This is a genomic window from Mycobacterium zoologicum, assembly GCF_020181635.2.
Lineage (GTDB): Bacteria > Actinomycetota > Actinomycetes > Mycobacteriales > Mycobacteriaceae > Mycobacterium > Mycobacterium zoologicum.
The window spans coordinates 259,038-280,995 of the sequence record NZ_JAYJJS010000001.1; the positions used below are offsets into that span (position 1 = coordinate 259,038).

24 protein-coding genes are annotated in these 21,958 nt (G+C 68.4%); 9 read left to right on the forward strand and 15 right to left on the reverse strand.

Annotation, left to right across the window (positions count from 1 at the left end; genetic code table 11):
* Window positions 1-5: 5 nt before the first annotated feature.
* The gene (locus K6T84_RS01260; RefSeq protein WP_224864796.1) at window positions 6-947 is read left to right on the forward strand and encodes a R2-like ligand-binding oxidase; all 942 of its coding nucleotides are present in this window, start codon (window positions 6-8) and stop codon (window positions 945-947) included.
* Here the strand turns inward: K6T84_RS01260 and K6T84_RS01265 are convergent.
* The 4 genes from K6T84_RS01265 to mca are packed head-to-tail and all read right to left on the reverse strand — an operon-like array spanning window position 934 to window position 4,489.
* Window positions 934-1,317 carry a nuclear transport factor 2 family protein gene (locus tag K6T84_RS01265; protein ID WP_225401609.1) on the reverse strand — a complete coding sequence of 128 codons (384 nt, stop codon included), beginning with the start codon at window positions 1,315-1,317 and terminating at the stop codon, window positions 934-936. The two genes, K6T84_RS01260 and K6T84_RS01265, sit on opposite strands and share 14 nt — an antisense overlap.
* A gap of 10 nt (window positions 1,318-1,327) precedes the next feature.
* Window positions 1,328-3,331: a thioredoxin domain-containing protein gene (locus K6T84_RS01270; RefSeq protein WP_225401608.1), complete on the reverse strand. Its 2,004-nt coding sequence runs from the start codon at window positions 3,329-3,331 to the stop codon at window positions 1,328-1,330.
* 34 nt (window positions 3,332-3,365) lie between these two features.
* On the reverse strand, window positions 3,366-3,620 hold the full coding sequence (locus tag K6T84_RS01275) for a hypothetical protein (RefSeq protein ID WP_225401607.1): 255 nt from the start codon (window positions 3,618-3,620) through the stop codon (window positions 3,366-3,368).
* A complete protein-coding gene (gene mca / locus K6T84_RS01280) occupies window positions 3,620-4,489 on the reverse strand; it encodes a mycothiol conjugate amidase Mca (RefSeq protein ID WP_225401606.1) in 870 nt (289 codons plus the stop codon). Before mca ends, K6T84_RS01275 begins: the two co-directional genes overlap by 1 nt.
* Window positions 4,490-4,601: 112 nt before the next feature.
* Between mca and K6T84_RS01285 the strand changes: the two genes are divergently transcribed.
* Both K6T84_RS01285 and greA read left to right on the forward strand, forming a co-directional pair.
* A complete protein-coding gene (locus tag K6T84_RS01285; protein WP_224864791.1) occupies window positions 4,602-5,036 on the forward strand; it encodes a DUF4307 domain-containing protein in 435 nt (144 codons plus the stop codon).
* Between the two features lie 137 nt (window positions 5,037-5,173).
* On the forward strand, window positions 5,174-5,668 hold the full coding sequence (gene greA / locus K6T84_RS01290) for a transcription elongation factor GreA (RefSeq protein ID WP_224864790.1): 495 nt from the start codon (window positions 5,174-5,176) through the stop codon (window positions 5,666-5,668).
* On the opposite strand, the gene K6T84_RS01295 is transcribed toward greA, so the two are convergent.
* The 5 genes from K6T84_RS01295 to K6T84_RS01315 form a co-directional block, all read right to left on the reverse strand.
* Window positions 5,659-6,825 (reverse strand): cystathionine gamma-synthase, encoded by a 1,167-nt coding sequence (locus tag K6T84_RS01295; RefSeq protein ID WP_224864789.1) that lies wholly within the window; start codon window positions 6,823-6,825, stop codon window positions 5,659-5,661. The two genes, greA and K6T84_RS01295, sit on opposite strands and share 10 nt — an antisense overlap.
* 57 nt (window positions 6,826-6,882) lie before the next feature.
* Window positions 6,883-7,395, reverse strand: coding sequence for a peptidoglycan recognition protein family protein (locus K6T84_RS01300; protein ID WP_224864787.1), 513 nt, complete (start codon window positions 7,393-7,395; stop codon window positions 6,883-6,885).
* Between the two features lie 296 nt (window positions 7,396-7,691).
* Window positions 7,692-8,378 carry an Rv1078 family RDD domain-containing protein gene (locus K6T84_RS01305; RefSeq protein WP_408066035.1) on the reverse strand — a complete coding sequence of 229 codons (687 nt, stop codon included), beginning with the start codon at window positions 8,376-8,378 and terminating at the stop codon, window positions 7,692-7,694.
* 80 nt (window positions 8,379-8,458) lie between these two features.
* Window positions 8,459-9,853, reverse strand: a complete 1,395-nt coding sequence (locus tag K6T84_RS01310; RefSeq protein ID WP_224864785.1) for a cystathionine beta-synthase — start codon at window positions 9,851-9,853, stop codon at window positions 8,459-8,461.
* A gap of 35 nt (window positions 9,854-9,888) precedes the next feature.
* Window positions 9,889-10,941 carry an alpha/beta hydrolase gene (locus tag K6T84_RS01315; protein ID WP_224864784.1) on the reverse strand — a complete coding sequence of 351 codons (1,053 nt, stop codon included), beginning with the start codon at window positions 10,939-10,941 and terminating at the stop codon, window positions 9,889-9,891.
* A 183-nt stretch (window positions 10,942-11,124) separates the two neighbouring features.
* Between K6T84_RS01315 and K6T84_RS01320 the strand changes: the two genes are divergently transcribed.
* Both K6T84_RS01320 and K6T84_RS01325 read left to right on the forward strand, forming a co-directional pair.
* Window positions 11,125-11,979, forward strand: a complete 855-nt coding sequence (locus tag K6T84_RS01320; RefSeq protein WP_224864783.1) for an SGNH/GDSL hydrolase family protein — start codon at window positions 11,125-11,127, stop codon at window positions 11,977-11,979.
* 36 nt (window positions 11,980-12,015) lie between these two features.
* Window positions 12,016-13,233 (forward strand): acetyl-CoA C-acetyltransferase, encoded by a 1,218-nt coding sequence (locus K6T84_RS01325; protein WP_225401605.1) that lies wholly within the window; start codon window positions 12,016-12,018, stop codon window positions 13,231-13,233.
* An 82-nt stretch (window positions 13,234-13,315) separates the two neighbouring features.
* Here K6T84_RS01325 and K6T84_RS01330 read toward each other — a convergent pair whose 3' ends face one another.
* Window positions 13,316-14,173: a Bax inhibitor-1/YccA family protein gene (locus K6T84_RS01330; RefSeq protein WP_224864780.1), complete on the reverse strand. Its 858-nt coding sequence runs from the start codon at window positions 14,171-14,173 to the stop codon at window positions 13,316-13,318.
* A gap of 158 nt (window positions 14,174-14,331) precedes the next feature.
* On the opposite strand from K6T84_RS01330, the gene K6T84_RS01335 reads away from it, so the two are divergent.
* From K6T84_RS01335 to K6T84_RS01345, 3 genes are read left to right on the forward strand one after another with little or no spacing between them, the layout of a single operon-like run.
* The gene (locus K6T84_RS01335) at window positions 14,332-15,369 is read left to right on the forward strand and encodes an enoyl-CoA hydratase/isomerase family protein (protein WP_224864779.1); all 1,038 of its coding nucleotides are present in this window, start codon (window positions 14,332-14,334) and stop codon (window positions 15,367-15,369) included.
* A gap of 9 nt (window positions 15,370-15,378) precedes the next feature.
* Window positions 15,379-16,152, forward strand: a complete 774-nt coding sequence (locus tag K6T84_RS01340) for an enoyl-CoA hydratase (RefSeq protein ID WP_224864778.1) — start codon at window positions 15,379-15,381, stop codon at window positions 16,150-16,152.
* Window positions 16,153-16,158: 6 nt separating this feature from the next.
* Window positions 16,159-17,811, forward strand: a complete 1,653-nt coding sequence (locus tag K6T84_RS01345; RefSeq protein WP_225401604.1) for an alpha/beta hydrolase — start codon at window positions 16,159-16,161, stop codon at window positions 17,809-17,811.
* Here K6T84_RS01345 and K6T84_RS01350 read toward each other — a convergent pair.
* Window positions 17,743-18,216 (reverse strand): rhodanese-like domain-containing protein, encoded by a 474-nt coding sequence (locus K6T84_RS01350; RefSeq protein ID WP_224864776.1) that lies wholly within the window; start codon window positions 18,214-18,216, stop codon window positions 17,743-17,745. The two genes, K6T84_RS01345 and K6T84_RS01350, sit on opposite strands and share 69 nt — an antisense overlap.
* Window positions 18,213-18,755, reverse strand: coding sequence for a cysteine dioxygenase (locus tag K6T84_RS01355; protein ID WP_224864775.1), 543 nt, complete (start codon window positions 18,753-18,755; stop codon window positions 18,213-18,215). The genes K6T84_RS01350 and K6T84_RS01355 overlap by 4 nt, the downstream gene beginning before the upstream one ends.
* Before the next feature lie 263 nt (window positions 18,756-19,018).
* Between K6T84_RS01355 and K6T84_RS01360 the strand changes: the two genes are divergently transcribed.
* On the forward strand, window positions 19,019-20,026 hold the full coding sequence (locus tag K6T84_RS01360; RefSeq protein WP_225401603.1) for a patatin-like phospholipase family protein: 1,008 nt from the start codon (window positions 19,019-19,021) through the stop codon (window positions 20,024-20,026).
* On the opposite strand, the gene K6T84_RS01365 is transcribed toward K6T84_RS01360, so the two are convergent.
* The 3 genes from K6T84_RS01365 to K6T84_RS23855 are packed head-to-tail and all read right to left on the reverse strand — an operon-like array spanning window position 20,023 to window position 21,942.
* Window positions 20,023-20,886 carry a patatin-like phospholipase family protein gene (locus tag K6T84_RS01365; protein ID WP_224864771.1) on the reverse strand — a complete coding sequence of 288 codons (864 nt, stop codon included), beginning with the start codon at window positions 20,884-20,886 and terminating at the stop codon, window positions 20,023-20,025. The two genes, K6T84_RS01360 and K6T84_RS01365, sit on opposite strands and share 4 nt — an antisense overlap.
* On the reverse strand, window positions 20,877-21,743 hold the full coding sequence (locus K6T84_RS01370; protein WP_225401602.1) for a class II glutamine amidotransferase: 867 nt from the start codon (window positions 21,741-21,743) through the stop codon (window positions 20,877-20,879). The genes K6T84_RS01365 and K6T84_RS01370 overlap by 10 nt, the downstream gene beginning before the upstream one ends.
* A 7-nt stretch (window positions 21,744-21,750) precedes the next feature.
* Window positions 21,751-21,942, reverse strand: coding sequence for a hypothetical protein (locus tag K6T84_RS23855; RefSeq protein WP_408066036.1), 192 nt, complete (start codon window positions 21,940-21,942; stop codon window positions 21,751-21,753).
* Between the last annotated feature and the right edge of the window lie 16 nt (window positions 21,943-21,958).

Consider the following 21,958-nt stretch of genomic DNA (forward strand, 5'->3'; position numbering starts at 1 on the left):
CCGGGGTGAGCCGAACCGCTTACGGTTCGCTGGCCGGCGGTGGACTCAATTGGCACAGTTTGCCTTTGAAGCTGTTCGCCGGTGGCAACGCGAAATCCTGGAACCCCGCCGACATCGACTTCTCCCGCGATCGGCAGGATTGGGAGTCGCTGTCGGAGCGGGAGCGTGACCTCGCCACCCGACTCTGCGCGATCTTCATCGCCGGCGAGGAAGCCGTCACCAGCGATATCCAGCCGTTCATGGCGGCGATGCGCGCCGAAGGCAGGCTCGGTGACGAGATGTATCTGACCCAGTTCGCATTCGAGGAGGCCAAGCACGTTCAAGTGTTCCGGCTGTGGCTCGACGCGGTCGGGATCACCGAAGATCTGCAGAGCCTGCTGGACCCGATGCCGTCGTACTTGCGGATCTTCAACACCGAACTGCCGCAATCACTGAACGCGCTGCTGGCCGACCCGTCGCCGGCCGCGCAGATCCGGGCCTCGGTGACCTACAACCACGTGGTCGAAGGCACCTTGGCGCTCACCGGCTACCAGGCCTGGAAGCGGGTCTGCGCCCACCGCGGCATCCTGCCCGGAATGATGGAGCTGATCGGCCACATCGGCGACGACGAGCGCCGGCACATGGCGTGGGGCACCTTCACCTGCCGGCGCCACGTGGCCGCCGACGACGCCAACTGGGCGGTGTTCGAGGCGCGCCTGAACGAGCTGGTGCCGGTGGCGGTGCGCGTCGTCGACGAGGTCTTCGGGCTCTACGGCGACGACGTCCCGTTCGGGCTGACCACGGCAGAGTTCGCCGGCTACGCGATGGACAAGGGAATGCGCCGCCTGGGCACCATCGAAAGCGCCCGCGGGCGTCCGCTGGAAGAGATCGACGTGGACTACACGCCGCTGGCGCTGGAGGACCGCTTCGCCGACGAGGACGCCAAAGTGCTGGCTACAGCTGGGTGATGTTCTCCGCCGACCAGTAGGCCTTCATCCCCGCGATCTTGCCGTCGCCGTCGAACACCATCACGTCGATCGGTTCGATGCGCATCCGGTGGTCGCCATTGGTGATGGTCAGCGCGAAATGGAACGCCGCCTCGTTGCCGGCGACCCGCAGCGTCACCAACTCGGCCTTGCGGTCCAGCCCGGTGATGGCCGAGTAGAAGTTGCGGATGGCCTGGTGGCCGATGTGCACCTCACCGCCGACCGGGTCCTCCAGGGTGGCGTCGGTGGCATACAGCCCGACCAGCGCGTCGGCGTCGCCGCCGCCCACCAGCTCGATGTAGCGGTGGACGGTCTCGGTGATGGCCTGGGCTCGCTCGGGTGCGCTCGTCATGTGGCGCAGGTTACACGGAAGACCGCATCGCGGGCACTTCAAGGGCCGCTGCCAACTCGGCCGTGCCGGTCACCGGCAGGTCGCACACGGTGCCCCGGCAGACGTAGGCGGCGTCGGCGCCGCCCACGCGGTCGCGCCCGATCAGCAGCTCCGAGGAGCCGGCCGCGCCGCCGACGACGATCGCCCCGCCGGGCGCCAGTTGCCGGGCCTGCGTCAGCAGGGTCGAGTCGGGGCGCTCGCAGGCCACCGCCACCTGCAGCGGCCCCCGCACGTAGGTCTCGGCGACCGCCAGCCAGTGCCCAGCCGCCCGGGGCGAGCGGGCCAGCAGCCCTGAATGCGCCGCCAACGCCTGCTCCGCCGCCTGTCGGTAGCGTTCGCCCCGCGGCGCATCGGCCAGATGCGCGGCGGTCAGCAGCGCCTCGGTGATCAGCGCCGCCCCCGACGGGGTGGCACCATCGGCCGGTTCGGCGGGGCGCATCACCAGCGCCTCGGCGTCATCGGCGCTGTCGAACCAGCGGCCGGGATGCGCCGGGTCGGCGAAGTGCTCCAGGGCGGTGTCCAGCAGGCCGGTGGCGGCTTGCAGGGTCTGCGGGTCGCCGGTGAGCTGATGGACGCTGAGCAGGCCGGTGGCCAGCGCGCCGTAGTCCTCCAGGATGGCCGCGCTGTCGCCGACGCGGCCGCCCAGGCTGGCCCGGCGCAGCCGACCGTCCACCAGGTGCAGGTCGACCACCGCCGTTGCGCAGCCCTGCGCCGCACCGAGAAGGCTCCAATCCCCCAGCGCCACAGCGGCTTCGGTCAGGGCGGTGATCGCCATCCCGTTCCAGGCGGTGACGACTTTGTCGTCGCGGGCGGGCTGGGGCCGGCTGCGTCGGGCGACCAGCAACCGCTGCCTGATCCGCTCGAATCGCTGTTGATCGGACGGGTCGACCGGCAGTTGCAGGACAGAGGCACCCGCTTCAAAAGTGCCACCTGGGGTGACCCCGAAAACGTCTGCCGCCCAAGCGCCGTCGTCCTCGCCCAGCAGATCCTGCAACTGCTGGCGGGTCCAGACATAGGTCAAGCCCTCCCGGCCGTCGGCGTCGGCGTCCAGCGACGAGACGAACATGCCGCCGTCGCAGAGGTCATCGAGCAGAAACCGCGCGGTCTGGTCGGCGATGCGGATCGCCAGCGGATCACCGGTGCGGCGGGCCCAGTGCGCATAGCCCCGCAGCAGCAAGGCGTTGTCATACAGCATCTTCTCGAAATGCGGTACCACCCAGGCAGTGTCGACACTGTAGCGGGCGAATCCACCGGCCAGCTGATCGTAGATTCCGCCCCGGGCCATCGCCCGCCCGACGCGGGCCACCGCGTCCAGCGCGCCGCCGCCGGTGCGTTCGTGGTGTCGCAGCAGGGTTTCCAGCAGCGCCGACGGCGGGAACTTCGGCGCACCGCCGAAACCGCCGTGCTCGAGGTCCTGATCCGCCAGCACCGCCGCCACCGCGGCGTCGCACAGCGCAGTGTCCACCGGCACCCCGTCCCCGAGCACGCCGGTGGCCATCGAGCGCAACTCGTCGGCGATGTGCTGCGAGGTGTCCAGCACTTCGTCACGACGCTCCCGCCAGGTCTTGGTCACCGCCGAAAGCAGTTCCAGGAAAGCGGGTTTCGGGTAGTAAGTGCCACAGAAGAACGGCCGGCCGTCGGGAGTCAGGAAGCAGGTCATCGGCCAGCCGCCGCGGCCGGTGAGCGCGATGGTGGCGTTCATGTAGATCGCGTCGATGTCCGGGCGTTCCTCGCGGTCGACCTTGATACACACGAAATCGGCGTTCATCGCTTCGGCGACCTCGGGGTCCTCGAAAGATCCGTGGCCCATGACATGGCACCAGTGACAGGCTGCGTAACCGACCGAGAGCAGGATCGGCACGTCGCGCCGCGCGGCTTCGGCCAGCGCCTGCGGTGTCCACTCCTGCCAGTCCACCGGGTTGTCGGCATGCTGACGCAGATACGGACTGGTGGACTGTGCAAGGCGGTTGACCACACCACCTACGTTAATCCAGGTGCGGACGGCCTATTCAGCCTTGCGCTTTGTCGCCCTCACCGACGGTCCCGTCGTCGGCGGCCTGGTCGGCGGCCGGGTCCTCGCGGTCGAACGACTCCGGCAGCTTCTTGAGCTGTGTGTTCATCGACCGCACCAACCCGAAGGTGCCCAACAGCAGCAACACGATCACCAACAGTCCCAACGGACTGGCCTTGCCGAAGTCCGGCCCGGTGTTGCGGGGCACGTCGTCGGCCAACAGCAACAGCGTGGTCAGTGCAGCGTGAGTCATCAGTTGTCCTCGATCCCGGCGAACAGGTCGGTCTCGGGCAGGCTAACCGGCACCCGGGACCGGGCCAGCTCGAATTCCTCGGTGGGCCACAGTCGTTGCTGCCATTCGATCGGGGCGGCGAAGAAATCACCGTTCGGATCGATCTGAGTGGCGTGCGCGCGCAGCGCGTCGTCGCGCTGGGAGAAGTAGGCGGAGCACTCGATGCGGCTGGTCACCCGGTCGGCGAACACGTCATGGTCGGGCTGCCAATGCTTCAGCCACCTGGCGAACGGGCCGACCTCGCCGCGCTTGGCGAATTCGTCCTGCAGCATCTGCATTCGTTGCCGCAGGAATCCGTGGTTGTAGTACAGCTTGGCGACCGGCCACGCCTCACCGGCCTCCGGGAAGCGGCGGTAGTCACCGGCGGCCTCGAAGGCTGCCACCGAAACCTGGTGGCAGCGAATGTGATCGGGGTGCGGGTATCCGCCGTTCTCGTCGTAGGTGGTCATCACGTGCGGGCGGAACTCCCGGATCACGCGCACCAGGGCCTCGGTGGGCACCTCCAGTGGCTCCAGCGCGAAGCAGCCATCCGGCAACGGGGGCAGCGGGTCCCCCTGGGGCAGCCCGGAGTCGACGAACCCCAGCCAGTGATGTTCGACGCCGAGGATCTCGGCGGCCTTGGCCATCTCGCCGCGACGAACCTCGGCGATGCGCCCGTGCACGTCCGGCAGGTCCATCGCCGGGTTGAGGATGTCGCCGCGCTCCCCGCCGGTCAGCGTCACCACCATCACCCGGTGCCCGGCGTCGGCGTAGCGGGCCAGGGTCGCGGCCCCCTTGCTGGACTCGTCGTCGGGGTGGGCGTGCACCGCCATCAACCGCAGTCCGCTCATCTGCACGTTCCCCTATTGCCCCTATAGTTCTGGTTGGTTTCCGGCCCCCATCGTTCCACCACGCGCGGCGGGCGCGGCAACCGATCCCGACGACCATGGGGCGCACCGCACGATGACCGACTCCACGACCGACCCGACGCCGGCCCGTTACGGGGATTCCCGAGGCAGTGCCCTGCCCCGGCGGCTGCTGGCGATCACCCTCGGCGTGCTGGCGGTCGCGACCGCTGCCGCGCTGGCCGTGCTGGGCTACCAGCGGCTGACCGCCGCCGAGGTCAAGGGCGACATGTACGGCTACCGGGTGCTCGACGACCACACGGTGTCGGTGACGATCAACGTGACCAGGACCGATCCGTCACGCCCGGTGGACTGCATCGTGCGGGTCCGGGCGGCCGACGGCAGCGAGGCCGGCCGGCGTGAGCTGCTGATCGGGCCGTCGGAGTCGGCGACCGTCCAGGTGACGACGACCGTCGCGTCGTCCCAGCCCCCGGTCATGGGCGATGTCTACGGTTGCGGGACCGATGTACCAGGTTATTTACAGTCACCCTGACGGTGCGGTGGTACCGTGTACCGATACACGGTTCCGGATGGGACCGTGTATTGCTGCATTAACGACTGCATTATTTACAAGCGTCGACCCCCGCTGACTGAGATCGCCGGGTCCGACGACACGAGGAGCACAGTGAGATGACGGACACCCAGGTGACCTGGTTGACGCAGGAGTCACACGACCGGCTCAAGGCCGAACTCGACCAGCTGATCGCAAACCGTCCGGTGATCGCCGCGGAGATCAACGACCGCCGCGAAGAAGGCGACCTGCGGGAGAACGGCGGCTATCACGCCGCACGCGAGGAGCAGGGCCAGCAGGAGGCCCGCATCCGGCAACTACAGGAGCTGCTGAACAACGCCAAGGTCGGCGAGGCCCCGACGCAGTCCGGGGTGGCCCTGCCGGGTTCTGTGGTCAAGGTCTTCTACGACGGCGACAAATCGGACACCGAGACCTTCCTGATCGCCACCCGCCAGGAAGGCATCAGCGAAGACAAGCTCGAGGTGTACTCACCGAACTCGCCGCTGGGCCACGCCCTGCTCGGCGCCAAGGTGGACGAGGAGCGCAGCTACACGGTGCCCAGCGGCAAGACCGTCAAGGTGACCCTGGTCAGCGCGGAGCCCTATCACTCCTGAGCTTGACTCAGCGCCTGCTCCAGATCGGCGAGCAGGTCCCCGATGTCCTCGATACCGACCGACAGCCGCACCAGGTCGTCGGGGACTTCCAGTTGTGAGCCGGCCGTCGACGCGTGCGTCATGGCGCCTGGGTGTTCGATCAGCGACTCGACCCCGCCCAGCGACTCGGCCAGGATGAAGATCCGGGTCGCCGCGCAGAGTTGTTGTGCCGCGGCCCGACCGCCGCGCATGCGCACCGACACCATGCCACCGAAGCCGCTCATCTGTGCCGCGGCGACGTCGTGTCCGGCGTGCCCGGGCAGACCCGGGTAGAGCACGCTGGCCACCGCGGGGTGCCCGTTGAGGAAATCGGCGACCGCCGCGGCGTTTTCGCTGTGCCGCTGCATCCGCAGCACCAGCGTCTTGAGGCCCCGCATGGTCAGATAGGCGTCGAAGGGACCCGGGACGGCGCCGGCCCCGTTCTGCAGGAACGCGAAGGCGGCGTCGAGTTCCTCGTCGTCGGTGACCAATGCGCCACCCACCACATCGGAGTGCCCGCCGATGTATTTGGTGGTCGAGTGCAGCACCACGTCGGCACCCAGGGTCAGTGGCTGCTGCAGGGCGGGTGAGGCGAAAGTGTTGTCCACCAATATCTTTACGTCTTTTTCGTGCCCGATGGCTGCTATGCCTGCGATGTCGGCGATCGACAGCAGCGGGTTGGTGGGGGTCTCCACCCAGATCAGCCGGGTGGTGTCGGTGAGCGCGGCGCGCACCGCGGCCAGATCCGACAGCGGCACCGGCGTGTGCGTCACACCCCAGTGGGCGAACACCTTGTCGATCAGCCGGAAGGTGCCGCCGTAGGCGTCGTCCGGGATGATCAGGTGATCACCCGGACGCAGCATCGCCCGCAGCGCACAGTCGGTGGCGGCCATCCCGGAGGAGAACGCCCGCCCGTAACGGCCCCGTTCGACCGCGGCCAGGGCGGCTTCCAGGGCGGCGCGGGTCGGGTTGCCGGTGCGGGCGTACTCGAAGCCGCTGCGCAGTCCGCCGACGCCGTCCTGGGCGAAGGTGCTGCTGGCATAGATCGGCGCGTTGACCGCCCCGGTCGCGGGGTCGGGGCGGTATCCGGCGTGGATCGCGGTGGTGGCCAGGCCCATGGGTTTGCGGTGCTCAGTCATCGCTGACCAGCCTAGGCCACCAGCCACCAGGCCACGTCAGATGATTTGCTGCTGACGTCAGCGACGCCCCGCCTCGATGTCGGCCACGATCGCGGCCGCTTCCGGGCCACATGTCACGTGCAGATCCACCGGGCCGTCGGCGATGAATCCGTCGATGCGACGCTTGAGGTCGCCCGAGGTTACATGCGCGTACAGGCTCTCCCCGGGACAGGTGGTGCCATCGCTGACATCGCGATGCCCGGCCAGCGTGTCGGTCGCAATGGCGAACCGCTGAGCCGCCCAGGCGAACACCAGTGCCGCTGCGTTGAGCTGAGCATCCGACACGGGTTCCTTGTCGAAGTCGCCCTCGCACACGACCAGGAAATGACCGGTCGGGTCGTAGCCTGTTGCGGTGTCCCCCACGATCTCTGGGCTGCGCAGCTGGTAGATGTTCCCGTTTCGGTCGACGCCGATGTGGTAGGCGATGTCGATCCACCCGTGCGAATCCTGGTGGTAGCGCTGGTGTTGCCGCAGGCGGGCAGGTGCGTCGCTGTTGTCGCCGAGAACCACTTCAGTGTGGTGGACCGTCATGCGATTGGGAGTGTGCGGCACCCCCGGTCCCCGGGGCGGCCTGGCTCCCCAAGCGTCACGGCACAGCAGCGGAGCCGACGCACCGACGCGCGGGGGCGGCGCGATCGACTCGGGCGCGGGCGCCGAAATCGGCTGTGGTGCAGTAGGAATCGGCTCTGGTGCAGCCGGGCTCGCCGATGCCGGCGGGTCCGCCCGACGCGCACACCCGCTGAGCTCCGCGGCCGCGCCCACACCCGCAGCGCCCGCCAGCCAGATCAATCGCCGACGGGTCAACCCGGCGCCGCCGGCCCCGCAGCTCATTGAATGGGCAGGCAGACCGTCGTCATGATCTTGTCGGCCAGCGTCTGACGTTTGGCGTCCCACAACGGGAACAGGTACCCGATGAAGAACGTGATGCTGTCGACGATGTGGGCCAGCTGGCGCACCACGGACATGCCGAACCCGATCGGCAGCCCGGTCTGCTCGGAGACCACCTTGAACTTCAGCACCGACTTGCCGATGCTCGAGCCGGTGGTCCCCTGCCGGTAGCCGTAGTTCCAGATCACGTAGGCCATCGCCGCCACCCAACCCACGAACATCAGCAGCACGCCGACGCTCGACGGCGTGACCGTGCACGCCACACCCGAGGACGTAGTGATGCATTCCTTCTCGGCCATACCGCTGGCGATCATCGACGGGATTCCGTAAACGACCATCACCGGGAGGGTGTCGATCAGGTACGCCCCGAAACGGGTGAGCCACGACGTGTAGGCCTGCTGGGGAAGCTGGCCCACCGGGTTCCCGACCGGCGGCGAGTAGTAGCCCGGAGCGGGCGGCGGGAAGTTACCGGCCGGCGGCGGCGGGTAGTACCCACCGGGGGGCGGGGGGTAATTGCCCGGCGGCGGCGGGAAGTTGCCCGGCGGGGGCGGGTAGTTGCCCTGCTGCGGGTAGTCGCCGGGCATCGGCGGCGGGTATTCACCGGGGGGAGGCGGAAGGTTGGTCATGGACACCCTCTCTTGAATGAACCTGGCGTGCGATCACCGAATCGGCAAAACGCTAACGCAGCAGGCCTGCCGCCGCGAGGTTATCGGCGGCGTGGCCCGTCCGACAAGAAACCCAGCAGGTCGTGGCGGGTGATCACACCTACCGGCTTGCCGTCCTCGACGACCATCACCGCGTCGACCTCGGCCAGGGTATTCGCGGCGACGCCGACCACCTCGCCGGAGCCGATCAGCGGCAGCGGCGGGCCCATGTGCTGCGACACCGCGTCGGCGAGCTTGGCCCGGCCCTCGAACACCGCTGAGAGCAGGTCGCGTTCGGACACGCTGCCGGCCACCTCGCCGGCCATCACCGGCGGCTCGGCGCCGACGACGGGCATCTGCGACACCCCGTACTCGCGCAGGATGCCTATGGCGTCGCGCAGCGTCTCCGACGGGTGGGTGTGCACCAGGTCCGGCAGCACCCCGGACTTGGCGCGCAGCACGTCGGCGACGGTGGGCTGCACGGTCGAGCCGTCCAGCCGGGAACGCAGGAACCCGTAGGACGACATCCACGCGTCGTTGAACAGCTTCGACATGTAGCCGCGGCCGCCGTCGGGCAGCAGGACAACCACGAGCGCGTCGGGCCCGGCCTTGACGGCCGCCTCCACCGCGGCCACCACGGCCATCCCGCAGGAGCCGCCGACCAGCAGCGCCTCTTCGCGGGCCAGGCGCCGGGTCATCTCGAACGAGTCGGCGTCGGACACGGCGATGATCTCGTCGGGAATGCTCGGGTCGTAGGCAGCCGGCCAGAAGTCCTCACCGACGCCTTCCACCAGGTAGGGCCGGCCGGTGCCACCGGAGTAGACCGAGCCCTCCGGGTCCGCGCCGACGATCTGGACTCGGCCTTCCGACACCTCCTTGAGGTAGCGGCCGGTGCCGGTGATGGTGCCGCCGGTGCCGATGCCCGCCACGAAGTGTGTGACCTGGCCGTCGGTGTCGGCCCAGATCTCCGGACCGGTGGTCTCATAGTGACTGTCCGGCCCGGCGGGGTTGGAGTACTGGTCGGGCTTCCAGGCGCCGTCGATCTCGGTGACCAGCCGGTTGGAGACGCTGTAGTAGCTGGCCGGGTCGTCCGGCGACACGGCGGTCGGGCACACCACGACTTCGGCGCCGTAGGCCCGCAACACGTTCTGCTTGTCCTCGCTGACCTTGTCCGGGCAAACGAACACGCACTTGTAGCCGCGGCGCTGCGCGACCAGCGCCAGCCCGACACCGGTGTTGCCCGAGGTGGGTTCGACGATGGTGCCGCCGGGTTTGAGTGCGCCACTGGCCTCGGCCGCGTCGATCATCTTCACCGCGATGCGGTCCTTGGAACTCGCACCGGGGTTGAGGTATTCGACCTTGGCCACCACCCGGCCCGCCCCGGGCGGGACGATCGAACTCAGCTCGACCAGGGGGGTGTTGCCGATCAGATCAGAGATGTGGCGCGCTATCCGCATGCCTGCCATGGTGTCAGGTTGTTCGCCCTCCCGGGTCAACCGGTGGCGTCCCGGATGTATTCGCCGATCTGGCGCAGCGAGCGGGTGGCCTCGGGAACCAGCGGCGCGGTGAGCTGGAAGACGTGGATCTGGCCGGGCCACACTCGAACCTCCACCGGAACACCGGCCGCCGCAAGAACTTTGGCCCCGAGCCGGGCGTCGTGCAGCAACACCTCCGAACCGGAGACGTGGATCAGGGTGCGCGGCAAACCGGGCCGGACGTGCTGGAGCGGTTCGAGGACGTCGCTGCCGTGGACGCGGTCCCGCCCGGCGGCGGCATGGATGAGCTCGACGAACGCGTCGAACGCCTGGGGCGGGAACATCGCACCGGTGTGGATGTTCGGGTGTGCCTTCTTGGCCTCCTTGGCGATCTCCAGCAGCGGCGACAACGCCACGATCGCAGCCGGTGACTCCTCGTCGTCCTCGTCGAGCAGGCGCTCGGCCAGCGCGAGCGACAGGTAGCCGCCGGCGGAGTCGCCGGCCAGCACGATCTGGTCCGGCGCGTATCCCTGCCGGCGCAACCAGCGATACGCGTCGTAGCAGTCGTCGATCGCGTCTGCGATGGAGTACTTGGGGATCATCCGGTACTCCACCACCAGCACGGGTGAGTCGGCGTACTTCGACAGCTTGGTAACGAGCCGGCCGTGGGTGTTGGCCCCGCAGGTCACAAAGGCGCCGCCGTGCATGTAGAGCACCACTCGACGAGTGCCGTCGGCCGGGAGCACGCCAGCGGCCCGCACCATCTGAGCCGTGCAATGCGGCAGCCGGATGGTGACGCGTTCGGTGCCCGGCGCCGGTAGCACCACCTTGGCGGCGAAGTCGAGCAACCCGAACGGCCAAGGCATGCCCGGGAGGTAGCTGCCGACCGAGAGCACCGGCCGGATCGTGAGCCGTGCCGCCAGCCACGCGAGCCGTCCTTCGATGCTGGGCGAGTCCTCGACGATCTCGACGGGCCGACCGTCATGACGGGGGTAGCGGTGACGTCGCAACCCGGCCCGCAGACCGGTGTAGGCATGTGACGAGCTGGGTATCAAGCTGGGTGCGGTCATGATTCACACTCCCCTCAGCCGGCCCCGGGCCGGCACAGCCAACGCGGTTCAAACTATCGTCACACGCGATAATTTTTGAGGAAATCTTAGAATTCGTTCCGATGCATCTTCGGGTCCACATCGTGACCTCTTTTGTTTGCTGTGCACAGGTATCGCGGGGGTTCGCTCCCTAAGATCACCGACATGGCTATGCGGGTACCTCGACGGTCGGCGATCACGCTGGCCGCGGCCGGCGCATTCGCCTCCAGCGGCGGCCTCTACCTCGGTGTACGCAATCTGCTGGCCGGCCAGGCCGATCGAGCGCGCAAGACCATCCCCAAGGCCTGGGACTCACCGCCCCGCGCCGACGGTGTCTACAGCCCCGGCGAATCCGATGTTCGGCCCTTTGCACACGACGCGAACGTCGATCTGCACCTGATGGTCTTCGGTGACTCGACCGCGACCGGCTACGGCTGTCGTTCCGCGGCAGAGGTGCCCGGCGCGCTGATCGCCAAGGCCCTGGCCCTCCAGACGGGCAAGCGAGTTCGGTTGAGCACCAAGGCGATCGTGGGCGCCACATCCAAAGGACTGGCCGGCCAGGTCGACGCGATGTTCGTCGCCGGCCCGCCGCCGGACGTGGCCGTGATCATGATCGGCGCCAACGACGTCACCGCGCTCAACAGCATCGCCGGCTCGGTACACCGGCTGTGGTCCGCGGTGAAGAGGCTGCGCGCCGGCGGCGCCGTGGTGGTGGTCGGCACCTGCCCGAAATTCGGCGCGATCAGCGTCATCCCGCGACCGCTGCGCTGGGTGGCGCATCTACGGGCATGCCAGCTGGCCCGCGCCCAGACCCAGGCCGTCAAGGCCGCCGGCGGCCTCGCGGTCCCGTTCGCCGACTTCCACGCGCCGGAGTTCCATCACAGCCCCGAGCTGCTGTTCGCCGCGGATCAGTACCACCCGTCGGCGGCCGGGTACGCGCTGGCAGCGGGCCAGATGATCCCGGCGCTCTGCGCGGTGCTGGGCGAACCCGATTCACCGATGGTGGCGCAGTCGGGCTAGATTTCCTTGAAGTACCCGACCTCAAGGAGTCTTCAAGTGCCCGAAGCTGTCATCGTCTCAACTGCGCGTTCGCCGATCGGCCGGGCCGGCAAGGGTTCCCTGGTCACGATCCGGCCCGACGACCTGGCCGCCCAGATGGTGCGCGCCGCCCTGGACAAGGTGCCCGAGCTGAACCCGCACCAGATCGACGACCTGATGATGGGCTGCGGCCAGCCCGGTGGTGCGTCCGGCTACAACATCGGGCGCGTCGTGTCGGTCCTGCTCGGCTACGACTTCCTGCCGGGCACCACGGTTAACCGGTACTGCTCGTCGTCACTGCAGACCACCCGGATGGCGTTCCACGCGATCAAGGCCGGCGAAGGCGACGCGTTCATCTCCGCCGGTGTGGAGACCGTCTCGCAGTTCGGTATCGGTGCCGCCGACGGCGCCCCTAACAGCAAGAACTCGCTGTTCAACGACGCCATGGCCCGGTCCGAGGCCGCCGCGGCCGGTGCAGAAGAGTGGCATGACCCGCGCGCCGACAACCTGCTGCCCGACGTCTACATCGCCATGGGCCAGACCGCCGAGAACGTGGTGCTGCACACCGGGATCAGCCGCGAGGACCAGGACCACTGGGGTGTGCGCAGCCAGAACCGTGCCGAGGAGGCCATCAAGAGCGGCTTCTTCGCCCGCGAGATCTCCCCGGTGACGCTGCCCGACGGCACCGTGGTGAGCACCGACGACGGCCCGCGCGCCGGCACCACCTACGAGAAGATCAGCCAGCTCAAGCCGGTGTTCCGTCCCAACGGCACGATCACCGCCGGCAACGCCTGCCCGCTGAACGACGGTGCGGCCGCGGTGATCATCACCAGCGACACCAAGGCCAAGCAGCTGGGCCTCAAGCCGCTGGCGCGGATCGTGTCCACCGCGGTGTCGGGCCTGTCGCCGGAGATCATGGGCCTGGGGCCGATCGAGGCCGTCAAGAAGGCACTGGCGAACGCCAAGATGTCGGTCTCCGACATCGACCTGTTCGAGATCAACGAGGCCTTCGCCGTGCAGGTGCTGGGCTCCGCGCGCGAGCTCGGTATCGACGAGGACAAGCTGAACGTCTCCGGCGGGGCGATCGCGCTGGGCCACCCCTTCGGTATGACCGGCGCCCGGATCACCGCCACCCTGCTCAACAACCTGGCCACCCACGACAAGCAGTTCGGGGTGGAGACCATGTGTGTGGGCGGCGGCCAGGGCATGGCCATGGTCGTGGAGCGGCTCTCCTAAGTTTTTTCCCGTTGATGCGATGAAGGGGCGGGGCCTCCGCTCCTTCATCGCATCAACGGGGAAAACGGGGAAAGCTAGCGGGTCACTCGTTCTGGAAGTAGCTGAGCAGCCGCAGGATCTCCAGGTACAGCCAGACCAGGGTCACGGTCAGTCCCAGGGCGATACCCCAGGCGGCCTTCTCCGGCGCGCCGGCCCGGATCAGCTGGTCGGCGGCGTCGAAGTCGATCAGGAAGCTGAACGCGGCGATGCCGATGCAGACCAGCGAGAAAATGATCGACAGCGTGCCGCCGCTGCGCAGGCCCAGACCCTCACCTCCACCGACGCCGAACAGCGACAGCACCAGGTTGCCGATCATCAGGGCCAGCACACCGAACATTCCGGCCACCAGCATCCGGGTGAACTTCGGGGTGACGCGGATGGCGCCGGTCTTGTAGACCACGAGCATGCCGCCGAACACCCCGAGGGTGCCCATCACGGCCTGGCCGATCATCGAGCCGGCGTTGCCGGTTCCCACAGTGAAGGCGGTCAGCACCCAGGAGATGGCGCCGAGGAACATGCCCTCCAGCGCCGCGTAGCTGAGCACCAGCGCCTTGCTGTCCTGCCTACGGGTGAACATGGCCACCATCACCAGGGCCAAGCCGCCGAATGCGCCGATGAAGGTCAGCGGACCGGCCAGCGCCTGATTGGCCGACACCATGAAGAAGGAGATAACCGCAGCGACGCTGAGCACCCCCAGGGTGATGCCGGTCTTGGTGACGACGTCATCGATGGTCAGTGGACGGCTGTCAACCCGCTGGTAGGAAGTCTCCGGACTCTGCAGGCCGGGGTAGCCCTGGTGCATCTGCTGCTGGGCTGTGGCGGCTCCGAATCCGGTGCCGAACTGTGCGTAGCCGCCCTGCTTGGGCAGCGAACGAAATACCGGGTTGCTGGTTTCCCGCACCGTTCCGTTCCTCTCTTAGGTGCTGTGACGCGAAGGGTTGCGAACACTGGATCAACGCTCGGCGGCCCACCGTAGTTCCCAACGGTCGTCAGGCCGCTCTGCCGCCAAACCATACCCGCGCACAATGAACGGCGGCTAGGTATCTACATTGCGAAGGCGTGACTGACGAATCTGACGGGATCTTGACTGAGGTCCGTAACGGGGTCGGCCTGCTGACCCTGGATCGCCCCAAAGCCATCAACTCGCTGAACACCCCGATGGTGACCGCGATGACCGCGACGCTGACGGCCTGGGCCGAGGACCCGGCGGTGCGCGCGGTGGTGCTGGCCGGAGCCGGCGAGCGTGGACTGTGCGCGGGCGGAGACGTGGTCGCGATCTACCACAGCGCCAAAGCCGACGGCGCCGACGCCCGACGCTTCTGGTACGACGAATACCTCCTCAACGCGGCGATCGGCCGGTTCCCCAAGCCGTATGTCGCGTTGATGGACGGCATCGTGATGGGCGGCGGCGTGGGGGTGGGGGCGCACGCCAACACCCGGGTGGTCACCGACACCACGAAGATGGCGATGCCCGAGGTGGGTATCGGCTTCATTCCCGACGTCGGCGGTACCTATCTCCTGTCGCGGGCCCCGGGCCAACTCGGCCTGCACGCGGCGCTGACCGGGGCCCCGTTCTCCGGCGCAGATGCCATCGAATTGGGTTTCGCCGACCACTTCGTCGCCCACGACGCGCTGGCCGCCTTCACCGACGCGATCATCGCCGACGGGCTGCCCGAGGCGCTGGCCGCCCACGCAACCACCCCACCGCCGAGCCCGCTTGCCGCCCAACGCGACTGGATCGACGAGTGCTACGCCCACGACAGTGTCGCGCAGATCGTGGCCGCGCTCGCCGGACATGCCAGCCCCGAGGCCAACGCCGCCGCCGAACTGATCGGCACCCGCTCCCCGATCGCCTGCGCGGTGACCCTGGAATCGGTGCGCCGAGCGGCGAAGCTGGCCACCCTGGAAGACGTTCTGGTCCAAGAGTTCCGGGTGTCGGTGGCCTCGCTGCGCACCCACGACCTGGTGGAGGGCATTCGCGCCCAGCTGGTCGACAAGGACCGCAACCCGCAGTGGTCGCCGGCCACCCTGGCCGAGGTGACCGCCGCCGACATCGAGACCTACTTCGCGCCAGCCGACCCCGATCTCACCTTCTAAGGAGAACCCATGAGCTACGAAACCATCCTGGTCGAGCGCGACGGCCGCGTCGGCACCATCACCCTGAACCGGCCCCAGGCGCTCAATGCACTCAACAGCCAGGTGATGAACGAAGTCACCACCGCCGCAGCCGAACTCGATGCCGACCCCGGTATCGGCGCGATCATCATCACCGGCAACGCCAAGGCGTTCGCCGCCGGCGCCGACATCAAGGAGATGGCCGATCTGTCCTTCGCCGAGGTGTTCGCCGCCGACTTCTTCGCCGCCTGGTCGAAGCTGGCCGCGGTGCGCACCCCGACCATCGCCGCGGTGGCCGGGTTCGCCCTCGGCGGCGGCTGCGAGCTGGCGATGATGTGCGATCTGCTGATCGCCGCCGACAGCGCGAAGTTCGGCCAGCCGGAGATCAAGCTCGGCGTGCTGCCCGGCATGGGCGGTTCCCAGCGGCTGACCCGGGCCATCGGCAAGGCCAAGGCGATGGATCTGATCCTGACCGGGCGCACCATCGACGCCGCCGAAGCCGAACGCTCCGGCTTGGTTTCGCGGGTGGTGCCGGCCGATGACCTGCTCGCCGAGGCCGGCAAGGTCGCCGCCACCATCGCGGGAATGAGCCTGTCTGCGGCGCGGATGGCCAAGGAAGCCGTCAACCGGGCCTTCGAATCCACCCTGGCCGAGGGCCTGCTCTACGAGCGCCGGCTGTTCCACTCGGCGTTCGCCACCGACGACCAGACCGAGGGTATGGCAGCCTTCACCGAGAAGCGACCGCCCAACTTCACTCACCGCTAAGTCGCCATGCCGGCCGAGAAGCCCTGGTGGATTCGGCATTACACCTTCACCGGCACTGCCGTCGGACTGGTGTTCGTCTGGTTGTCGATGACACCATCGCTACTCCCCCGCGGGCCGCTGTTCCAGGGGCTGGTCAGCGGCGCGTCGGGGGCCGCCGGATACGGGGTCGGCGTCCTGGCGGTGTGGCTGGTGCGCTACATGCGCTCCAAGAAGACCAGTCCGCCGGCACCGCGCTGGGCCTGGCTGGTGCTGATTGCGGTCGCCGCCGTCATCCACCTGGTGATGATCGTCCGGTTCCACAACTGGCAGTGGGAAGTCCGCGCGTTGATGGGCGTCCCACAGCTGTCCTGGTACTGCTTCCCGCTGGCAGCCGGGCTGGCCGTGCTGGTCCTGTTCGTGTTGGTGGAACTGGGCCAACTGTTCCGCGCCGCGGTCCGGGCCTCAGTGCGGCAACTGAACCGTGTTGCCCCGCGACGGGTTTCGGTGGTAGTGACGGTGACACTGTTGGTGAGCCTGACCATCGCGCTGCTCAACGGGGTGGTGGTGAAGTTCACCATGCGCGCGCTGAACAACACCTTCGCCAACGTCAACAGCGAGATGGATCCCGACCGGGCGGCGCCGACCACCCGACTGCGTTCCGGCGGACCGGAATCGCTGGACTCCTGGGAGTCGCTGGGGCATCAGGGCCGGGTCTTCGTGGCCGGCGGGCCGACCGTCGCGCAACTCAGCGACTTCAACGGCACGCCTGCCACCGAGCCGATCCGCGCCTACGCCGGGCTGAATTCGGCCGACGGGATCAAGGCGACCGCGGAGTTGGCCGCGGCCGAGTTGGCGCGCACCGGCGGGCTGAACCGCGCCGTCGTCGCGGTGGCCACCACCACGGGTACCGGTTGGATCAACGAGGCCGAGGCATCGGCCCTGGAGTACATGTTCAACGGCGACACCGCGATCGTGAGCATGCAGTATTCGTTCCTACCCAGTTGGCTTTCGTTCCTGGTGGACAAGGAGAATGCGCGCCAAGCCGGGCAGGCTTTGTTCGAGGCCGTCGACAAACAGGTACGTGCATTGCCGGAGTCCAGGCGACCCAAGCTGGTGGTGTTCGGCGAGAGCCTGGGGTCCTTCGGCGGCGAGGCGCCGTTCATGAGCCTCAACAACGTGCTGGCCCGCACCGACGGCGCATTGTTCTCCGGACCGACGTTCCAGAACACCATCTGGAAGGACCTGACCGTCAACCGCGATCCCGGTTCTCCGCAGTGGCTTCCGATCTACGACGACGGCCGCAATGTCCGGTTCGCCTCCCGCGCCTCCGACCTGGCCCGCCCGGATACACAGTGGGGCACACCGGATTCTCCAAGGGTGGTGTACCTGCAGCACGCCTCCGATCCGATCGCCTGGTGGAATCCGGACCTGTTGTTCCACAGACCGGACTGGCTGGCCGAGCCGCGCGGGTATGACGTTCTGCCGCAGGTGCATTGGAAGCCGATCGTGACCTTCCTACAGGTCTCGGCCGACATGGCGGTGGCCGTCGACGTGCCCGACGGCCACGGTCACCACTACGTCGCCGATGTGGCCGACGCGTGGGCGGCGATATTACATCCAGCGGCGTGGACTGCGGAGAAGACCGAACGGCTGCGCCCGCTGCTGTACTCCAATGCCTAACTGGTCCAAACCGTTTGGCGCAACCAGGTCACCGGCTGCGGCCAACGCCTGGTAACCGCCGATCACGTCGGTGGCGCGGTGCAGCCCCAGGTCGACCAACGCGGCGGCGGCCAGGCTGGAGGTGTATCCCTGCGAGCACAGAATCACCCACTGCACGTCGTCGTCGACGGCCTGCGGCAACCGGGCCTCGCTGGTCGGGTCGCAGCGCCACTCCAGCACGTTGCGTTCGATGATCAGGGCGCCGGGCACCTGGCCCTCCTGGGCCCGCTGGGCGGCCGGGCGGATGTCGACCAGGTATGCGCCGTCGAGCAGTGCCGCGGGCACCTGGGCGGCATCGAGCCGGTGCAGCCGGGCCCGTGCCGCTTCGAGCAGCCCGTCGATTCGACTGGCGGTCAGTACAGTCATGATGCCTCCGGGTGTTCGGTGAGCTCGGTTCGGTTGCGACGCAGGGTGTTCTGCGAAGTGACGTCGTAGTAGGACATCTCGACCAGCGGCGGCGAGTAGGCGTGCACGCTCAGGGTGGGGGCCGCCACCCCAGAAGACGACGTCGGCGCCCAGACCACGTCGTGCACCCAGCCGCGGGAGAAGGCGGCCTGATCGCCCTCCTCGAGCCGACGCTGGTTCAACTGCCGCCCGTCCCAATGAAATTCGTCCAGCGATCCGGACAACACGGTCAGCGCGCCACGCGAATCACCGTGGTCGTGCAGTTCGGTGGCGTGCCCGGGCACCCAGCTGATCAGCCAGATGTCGAGCAGCGCGTCACCGTGCAGGCGGGTGAACCAGCGACCGTCGGCGGGTAGCCCCGAAGCCGGCAGCAGGCGGTCGTAACGGCCGTCGAGCACCGCCTCGGCGGCCAGGTCGGTGGTCTTCAGAAGGTCACGAAGGCTCAGCGAGCGCGACCGGTGGGCCGGGCGCCGCAAAGCAATGGGATCAGCGATGGTCATGGTGAGACTCCAGAACAGGTGGATCGGGAAAGGGGTCGGCGGCAGCGCTCAGCTGCGGCAACAACGCCCTTGGAATCCCACATGCTCGCTCACGTCGACGACGGTACGCGGGCGCGACGGCGGCGAGCCAGACCCGGGTCCGGAGAAATCAGTCACGTATCAGGCCGGATCGCGCACCATGACCTGGCTATTTAGGCACGACTCAGGTTTGCGATCACGGTGACCGAAAAACCGGAATCGGCGCGACCCGCAGAATGGATGCCATGACGTCTTCATCTGCGCCGCGGGTCTCGGTGGTGTTGGGTAGCGGCGGCGCGCGCGGATACGCCCACATCGGGGTGATCACCGAACTTCGGGCGCGCGGCTATGAGATCGCTGGAATATCCGGGTCGTCGATGGGCGCACTCGTCGGCGGTCTGCAGGCGGCCGGGCGGCTCGACGAGTTCGCCGACTGGGCCAAGTCGCTGACCCAGGGCGCGGTGCTGCGCCTGCTGGACCCGTCGTTCACCGCGTCCGGCGTGCTGCGGGCCGGGAAGATCCTCGACGTGGTCCGCGACATCCTGGGCGACATCGACATCGAGCGGCTGCCGATCCCCTACACCGCCGTCGCGACCGATCTGATCGCCGGCCGGTCGGTGTGGCTGCAGCGCGGGCCGGTCGACACCGCGATCCGCGCCTCGATCGCCATACCCGGGATGATCGCGCCGCACGTGGTCGACGGGCGACTGCTCGCCGACGGTGGAATCCTCGATCCGCTGCCCTTGGCGCCGTTGAGCGCGGTCAACGCCGATCTGACCGTGGCGGTGAGCCTCAACGGCGGCGACCCGACGGCCGGCGGCCCGGCGGCGGAGGATTCCGAACGCGGCGCGCCGGCCGGGCGCCTGAATCGTATGTTGCGCAGCACGTCGGCGCTGTTGGACACCAGTGGGGCGCGGTCCCTGCTGGACCGGCCGACGGCACGGGCGATCCTGGACCGCTTCAGCAGCGGTGAATCCGATACCGAACCCGACGACGACGACGCCGAGGAGGCCCGGCCCGAGGAGCCGGAGGCACCCAAGCTGGGCAGCTTCGAGGTGATGAACCGCACCATCGACATCGCCCAGTCGGCGCTGACCCGCCATCAGCTGGCGGCCTACCCGCCGGACCTGCTCATCGAGGTACCGCGCACCGCCTGCCGCAGCCTGGATTTCCATCGCGCCGCGGAATTGATCGACGTGGGCCGTGAGCTCACCGCAAGGGCTTTGGAGAAAGCGGGCGCGAAACCCGTTTAACCCGATAGGAATTCGGCGACATCGGCCGCATTTCGGCGGCCCTGCTCGCGTCCGGCCCGCGCCGACGGCACCCGGCACGCCGGATCCAGCGGGTTGGTGCCGAACGCCCGCACCGCGGCGGCGTCGGCGAACAACGTCATGGTGCGCCCACCGAACGCCGCGATCTCGGCGGCCGCGCCCGGACCGAACGGCGTCGGCGAACCCTCCCCCGACGGCACCAGCACCACGGCCGCATCACAGTCGTCGGCGACGTCGAGGTTGATCGCGCTGCGCATCCCACCGTCCATATAGCGCCGGCCGTCGATCACCACCGGCGGCCAGACGCCCGGGACGGCGCAGCTGGCCGCGACCGCGTCGACGAGTTCCACGCCCGAGTCCGGATCGAAGACCCGCAGCACACCGGTGTCGATGTCGATGGCGGTGATCCGCAGGCAGCGATCCGGCCACTGATGCGACGGTAGCCTGCGCTCGATCACCTTGCGTCGCACCGCGACCGGAACCGTCTCGGCGGCCAGCGCCACCGCGCCGATGCGCTGCATCTTCTGCACGGCAGTGGTATTCGGTCTGGTCATGGCGGCCAGGAACATTTCAGCGAGCTCCGGGCCGCCCACCCCGGGATCGAGCTCGGGTGAGCTGTCACCGACCTGGCGGGCATACAACTCGTCAACGCTTGTGCCACTGCCGATCTGTGCGCTCACCGCCGAGCCGGCCGAGGTACCGACCAGTACGTCTGAGGCCAGCAGTGCCGCCGCGGTAGCCGGCGACTCGTCGGCGATGCCGCGGAGCACGCCGGTCTCCCACGCGATGCCGGCCACTCCCCCGCCGGCCAGCACCAGGGCGCGCTTGGACGTCACAACCATGGATGTTGAGCCTCCTCGGCGACAGCGGTCAGTTCCTCCCGGCGCAATTGGCGGGCAGGTGGGTCGGGAAAGGCCAGTTCGGTGGCGATCGTCAACCCGGCGTCGACGTGGACCAGTTCGCCTGGCGCGATCAGCCGCCAGCACGGGTCGGCGTCCATGGGTTCGGTGGCGAACACCACCGCGGGGCGGCCGTGCAGCTGCTCGGCGTGCGCCCGGATCCGCCGGGTGGACAGATCCAAGCCGACGGGTGCCGCCCCGTCGCGGCGGTCCAGCACGTACAGCTCGTGGGTTTCGGGATAGCGCAGCGCCCACATGTCGGTGGCGGTGCTCAGCAGGATGTTGAGCGCGTAGATCGGTACGTTGGCCGCCAGCCAGCCGACGGCGTCGCGCAGCCCCGCTCCCACGTCACCGTCGCGCTCCCGGATCTCGGCGGTGATCAGTGCGAAGGCTCGCTCGGAATCCGTTTGTCCCGCAACCAGATCAGTGGATCCGAGCTCGGCGAGTCGGTCATCGATGACGTCGAGGCCGCGCAGCACCCCGTTGTGCGCGAAGATCCGGTTGTCCTCAAGGAACGGGTGGGTGTTGACGACGTCGAGGGCGCCGGTGGTGGCGTAACGCACGTGGGCGATGAACGTGGTGCCGGTCAATTCGTGTGCTTCGGTGGCGAATTCGGTGTCATGCCAGGCCGCGATCGGCTGTTTGTGCAGCTGCGGACTGCCGTCGCGGTCGAACACCCCCAGCCCGGTGCCATCGGGGTTGCGCCGGCTCTGTTTGGCGAGGTTGTCCGGCGCGTCGAGCAGCCAGAAGGTGGCGGTGACGACGTCGGTTCCGGCGTGCAGCCCGAAAAGTCGGCACATACCGGCGTCAGTTCTCCAGCAGGTCGGCCAATTGAGGCAACGCCCGGCGGGCGTAGCCCTTCCACAGCCTGCCGAACACCGGCATCACGGGTGTGGCCAGCGGCGACCTCGGGTGGATGGTCCACCGGGTCTGGCCGGCCGTCTGCCACGCCCCGGCCTGACCACGCACCTCTGGGGACTGCTCTACTACGAAGGCCATCAGTCGAGGGTAGCGG

Coding starts and splice junctions, on each gene's coding strand:
- K6T84_RS01265 (WP_225401609.1), bottom strand. CDS start 1,317: ATGACGAGCGCACCCGAGCGAGCCCAGGCCATCACCGAGACCGTCCAC.
- K6T84_RS01275 (WP_225401607.1), bottom strand. CDS start 3,620: ATGACTCACGCTGCACTGACCACGCTGTTGCTGTTGGCCGACGACGTG.
- mca (WP_225401606.1), bottom strand. CDS start 4,489: ATGAGCGGACTGCGGTTGATGGCGGTGCACGCCCACCCCGACGACGAG.
- K6T84_RS01285 (WP_224864791.1), top strand. CDS start 4,602: ATGACCGACTCCACGACCGACCCGACGCCGGCCCGTTACGGGGATTCC.
- greA (WP_224864790.1), top strand. CDS start 5,174: ATGACGGACACCCAGGTGACCTGGTTGACGCAGGAGTCACACGACCGG.
- K6T84_RS01295 (WP_224864789.1), bottom strand. CDS start 6,825: ATGACTGAGCACCGCAAACCCATGGGCCTGGCCACCACCGCGATCCAC.
- K6T84_RS01300 (WP_224864787.1), bottom strand. CDS start 7,395: ATGACGGTCCACCACACTGAAGTGGTTCTCGGCGACAACAGCGACGCA.
- K6T84_RS01305 (WP_408066035.1), bottom strand. CDS start 8,378: ATGACCAACCTTCCGCCTCCCCCCGGTGAATACCCGCCGCCGATGCCC.
- K6T84_RS01310 (WP_224864785.1), bottom strand. CDS start 9,853: ATGCGGATAGCGCGCCACATCTCTGATCTGATCGGCAACACCCCCCTG.
- K6T84_RS01315 (WP_224864784.1), bottom strand. CDS start 10,941: ATGACCGCACCCAGCTTGATACCCAGCTCGTCACATGCCTACACCGGT.
- K6T84_RS01320 (WP_224864783.1), top strand. CDS start 11,125: ATGGCTATGCGGGTACCTCGACGGTCGGCGATCACGCTGGCCGCGGCC.
- K6T84_RS01340 (WP_224864778.1), top strand. CDS start 15,379: ATGAGCTACGAAACCATCCTGGTCGAGCGCGACGGCCGCGTCGGCACC.
- K6T84_RS01345 (WP_225401604.1), top strand. CDS start 16,159: ATGCCGGCCGAGAAGCCCTGGTGGATTCGGCATTACACCTTCACCGGC.
- K6T84_RS01350 (WP_224864776.1), bottom strand. CDS start 18,216: ATGACTGTACTGACCGCCAGTCGAATCGACGGGCTGCTCGAAGCGGCA.
- K6T84_RS01355 (WP_224864775.1), bottom strand. CDS start 18,755: ATGACCATCGCTGATCCCATTGCTTTGCGGCGCCCGGCCCACCGGTCG.
- K6T84_RS01360 (WP_225401603.1), top strand. CDS start 19,019: ATGACGTCTTCATCTGCGCCGCGGGTCTCGGTGGTGTTGGGTAGCGGC.
- K6T84_RS01365 (WP_224864771.1), bottom strand. CDS start 20,886: ATGGTTGTGACGTCCAAGCGCGCCCTGGTGCTGGCCGGCGGGGGAGTG.
- K6T84_RS01370 (WP_225401602.1), bottom strand. CDS start 21,743: ATGTGCCGACTTTTCGGGCTGCACGCCGGAACCGACGTCGTCACCGCC.
- K6T84_RS23855 (WP_408066036.1), bottom strand. CDS start 21,942: ATGGCCTTCGTAGTAGAGCAGTCCCCAGAGGTGCGTGGTCAGGCCGGG.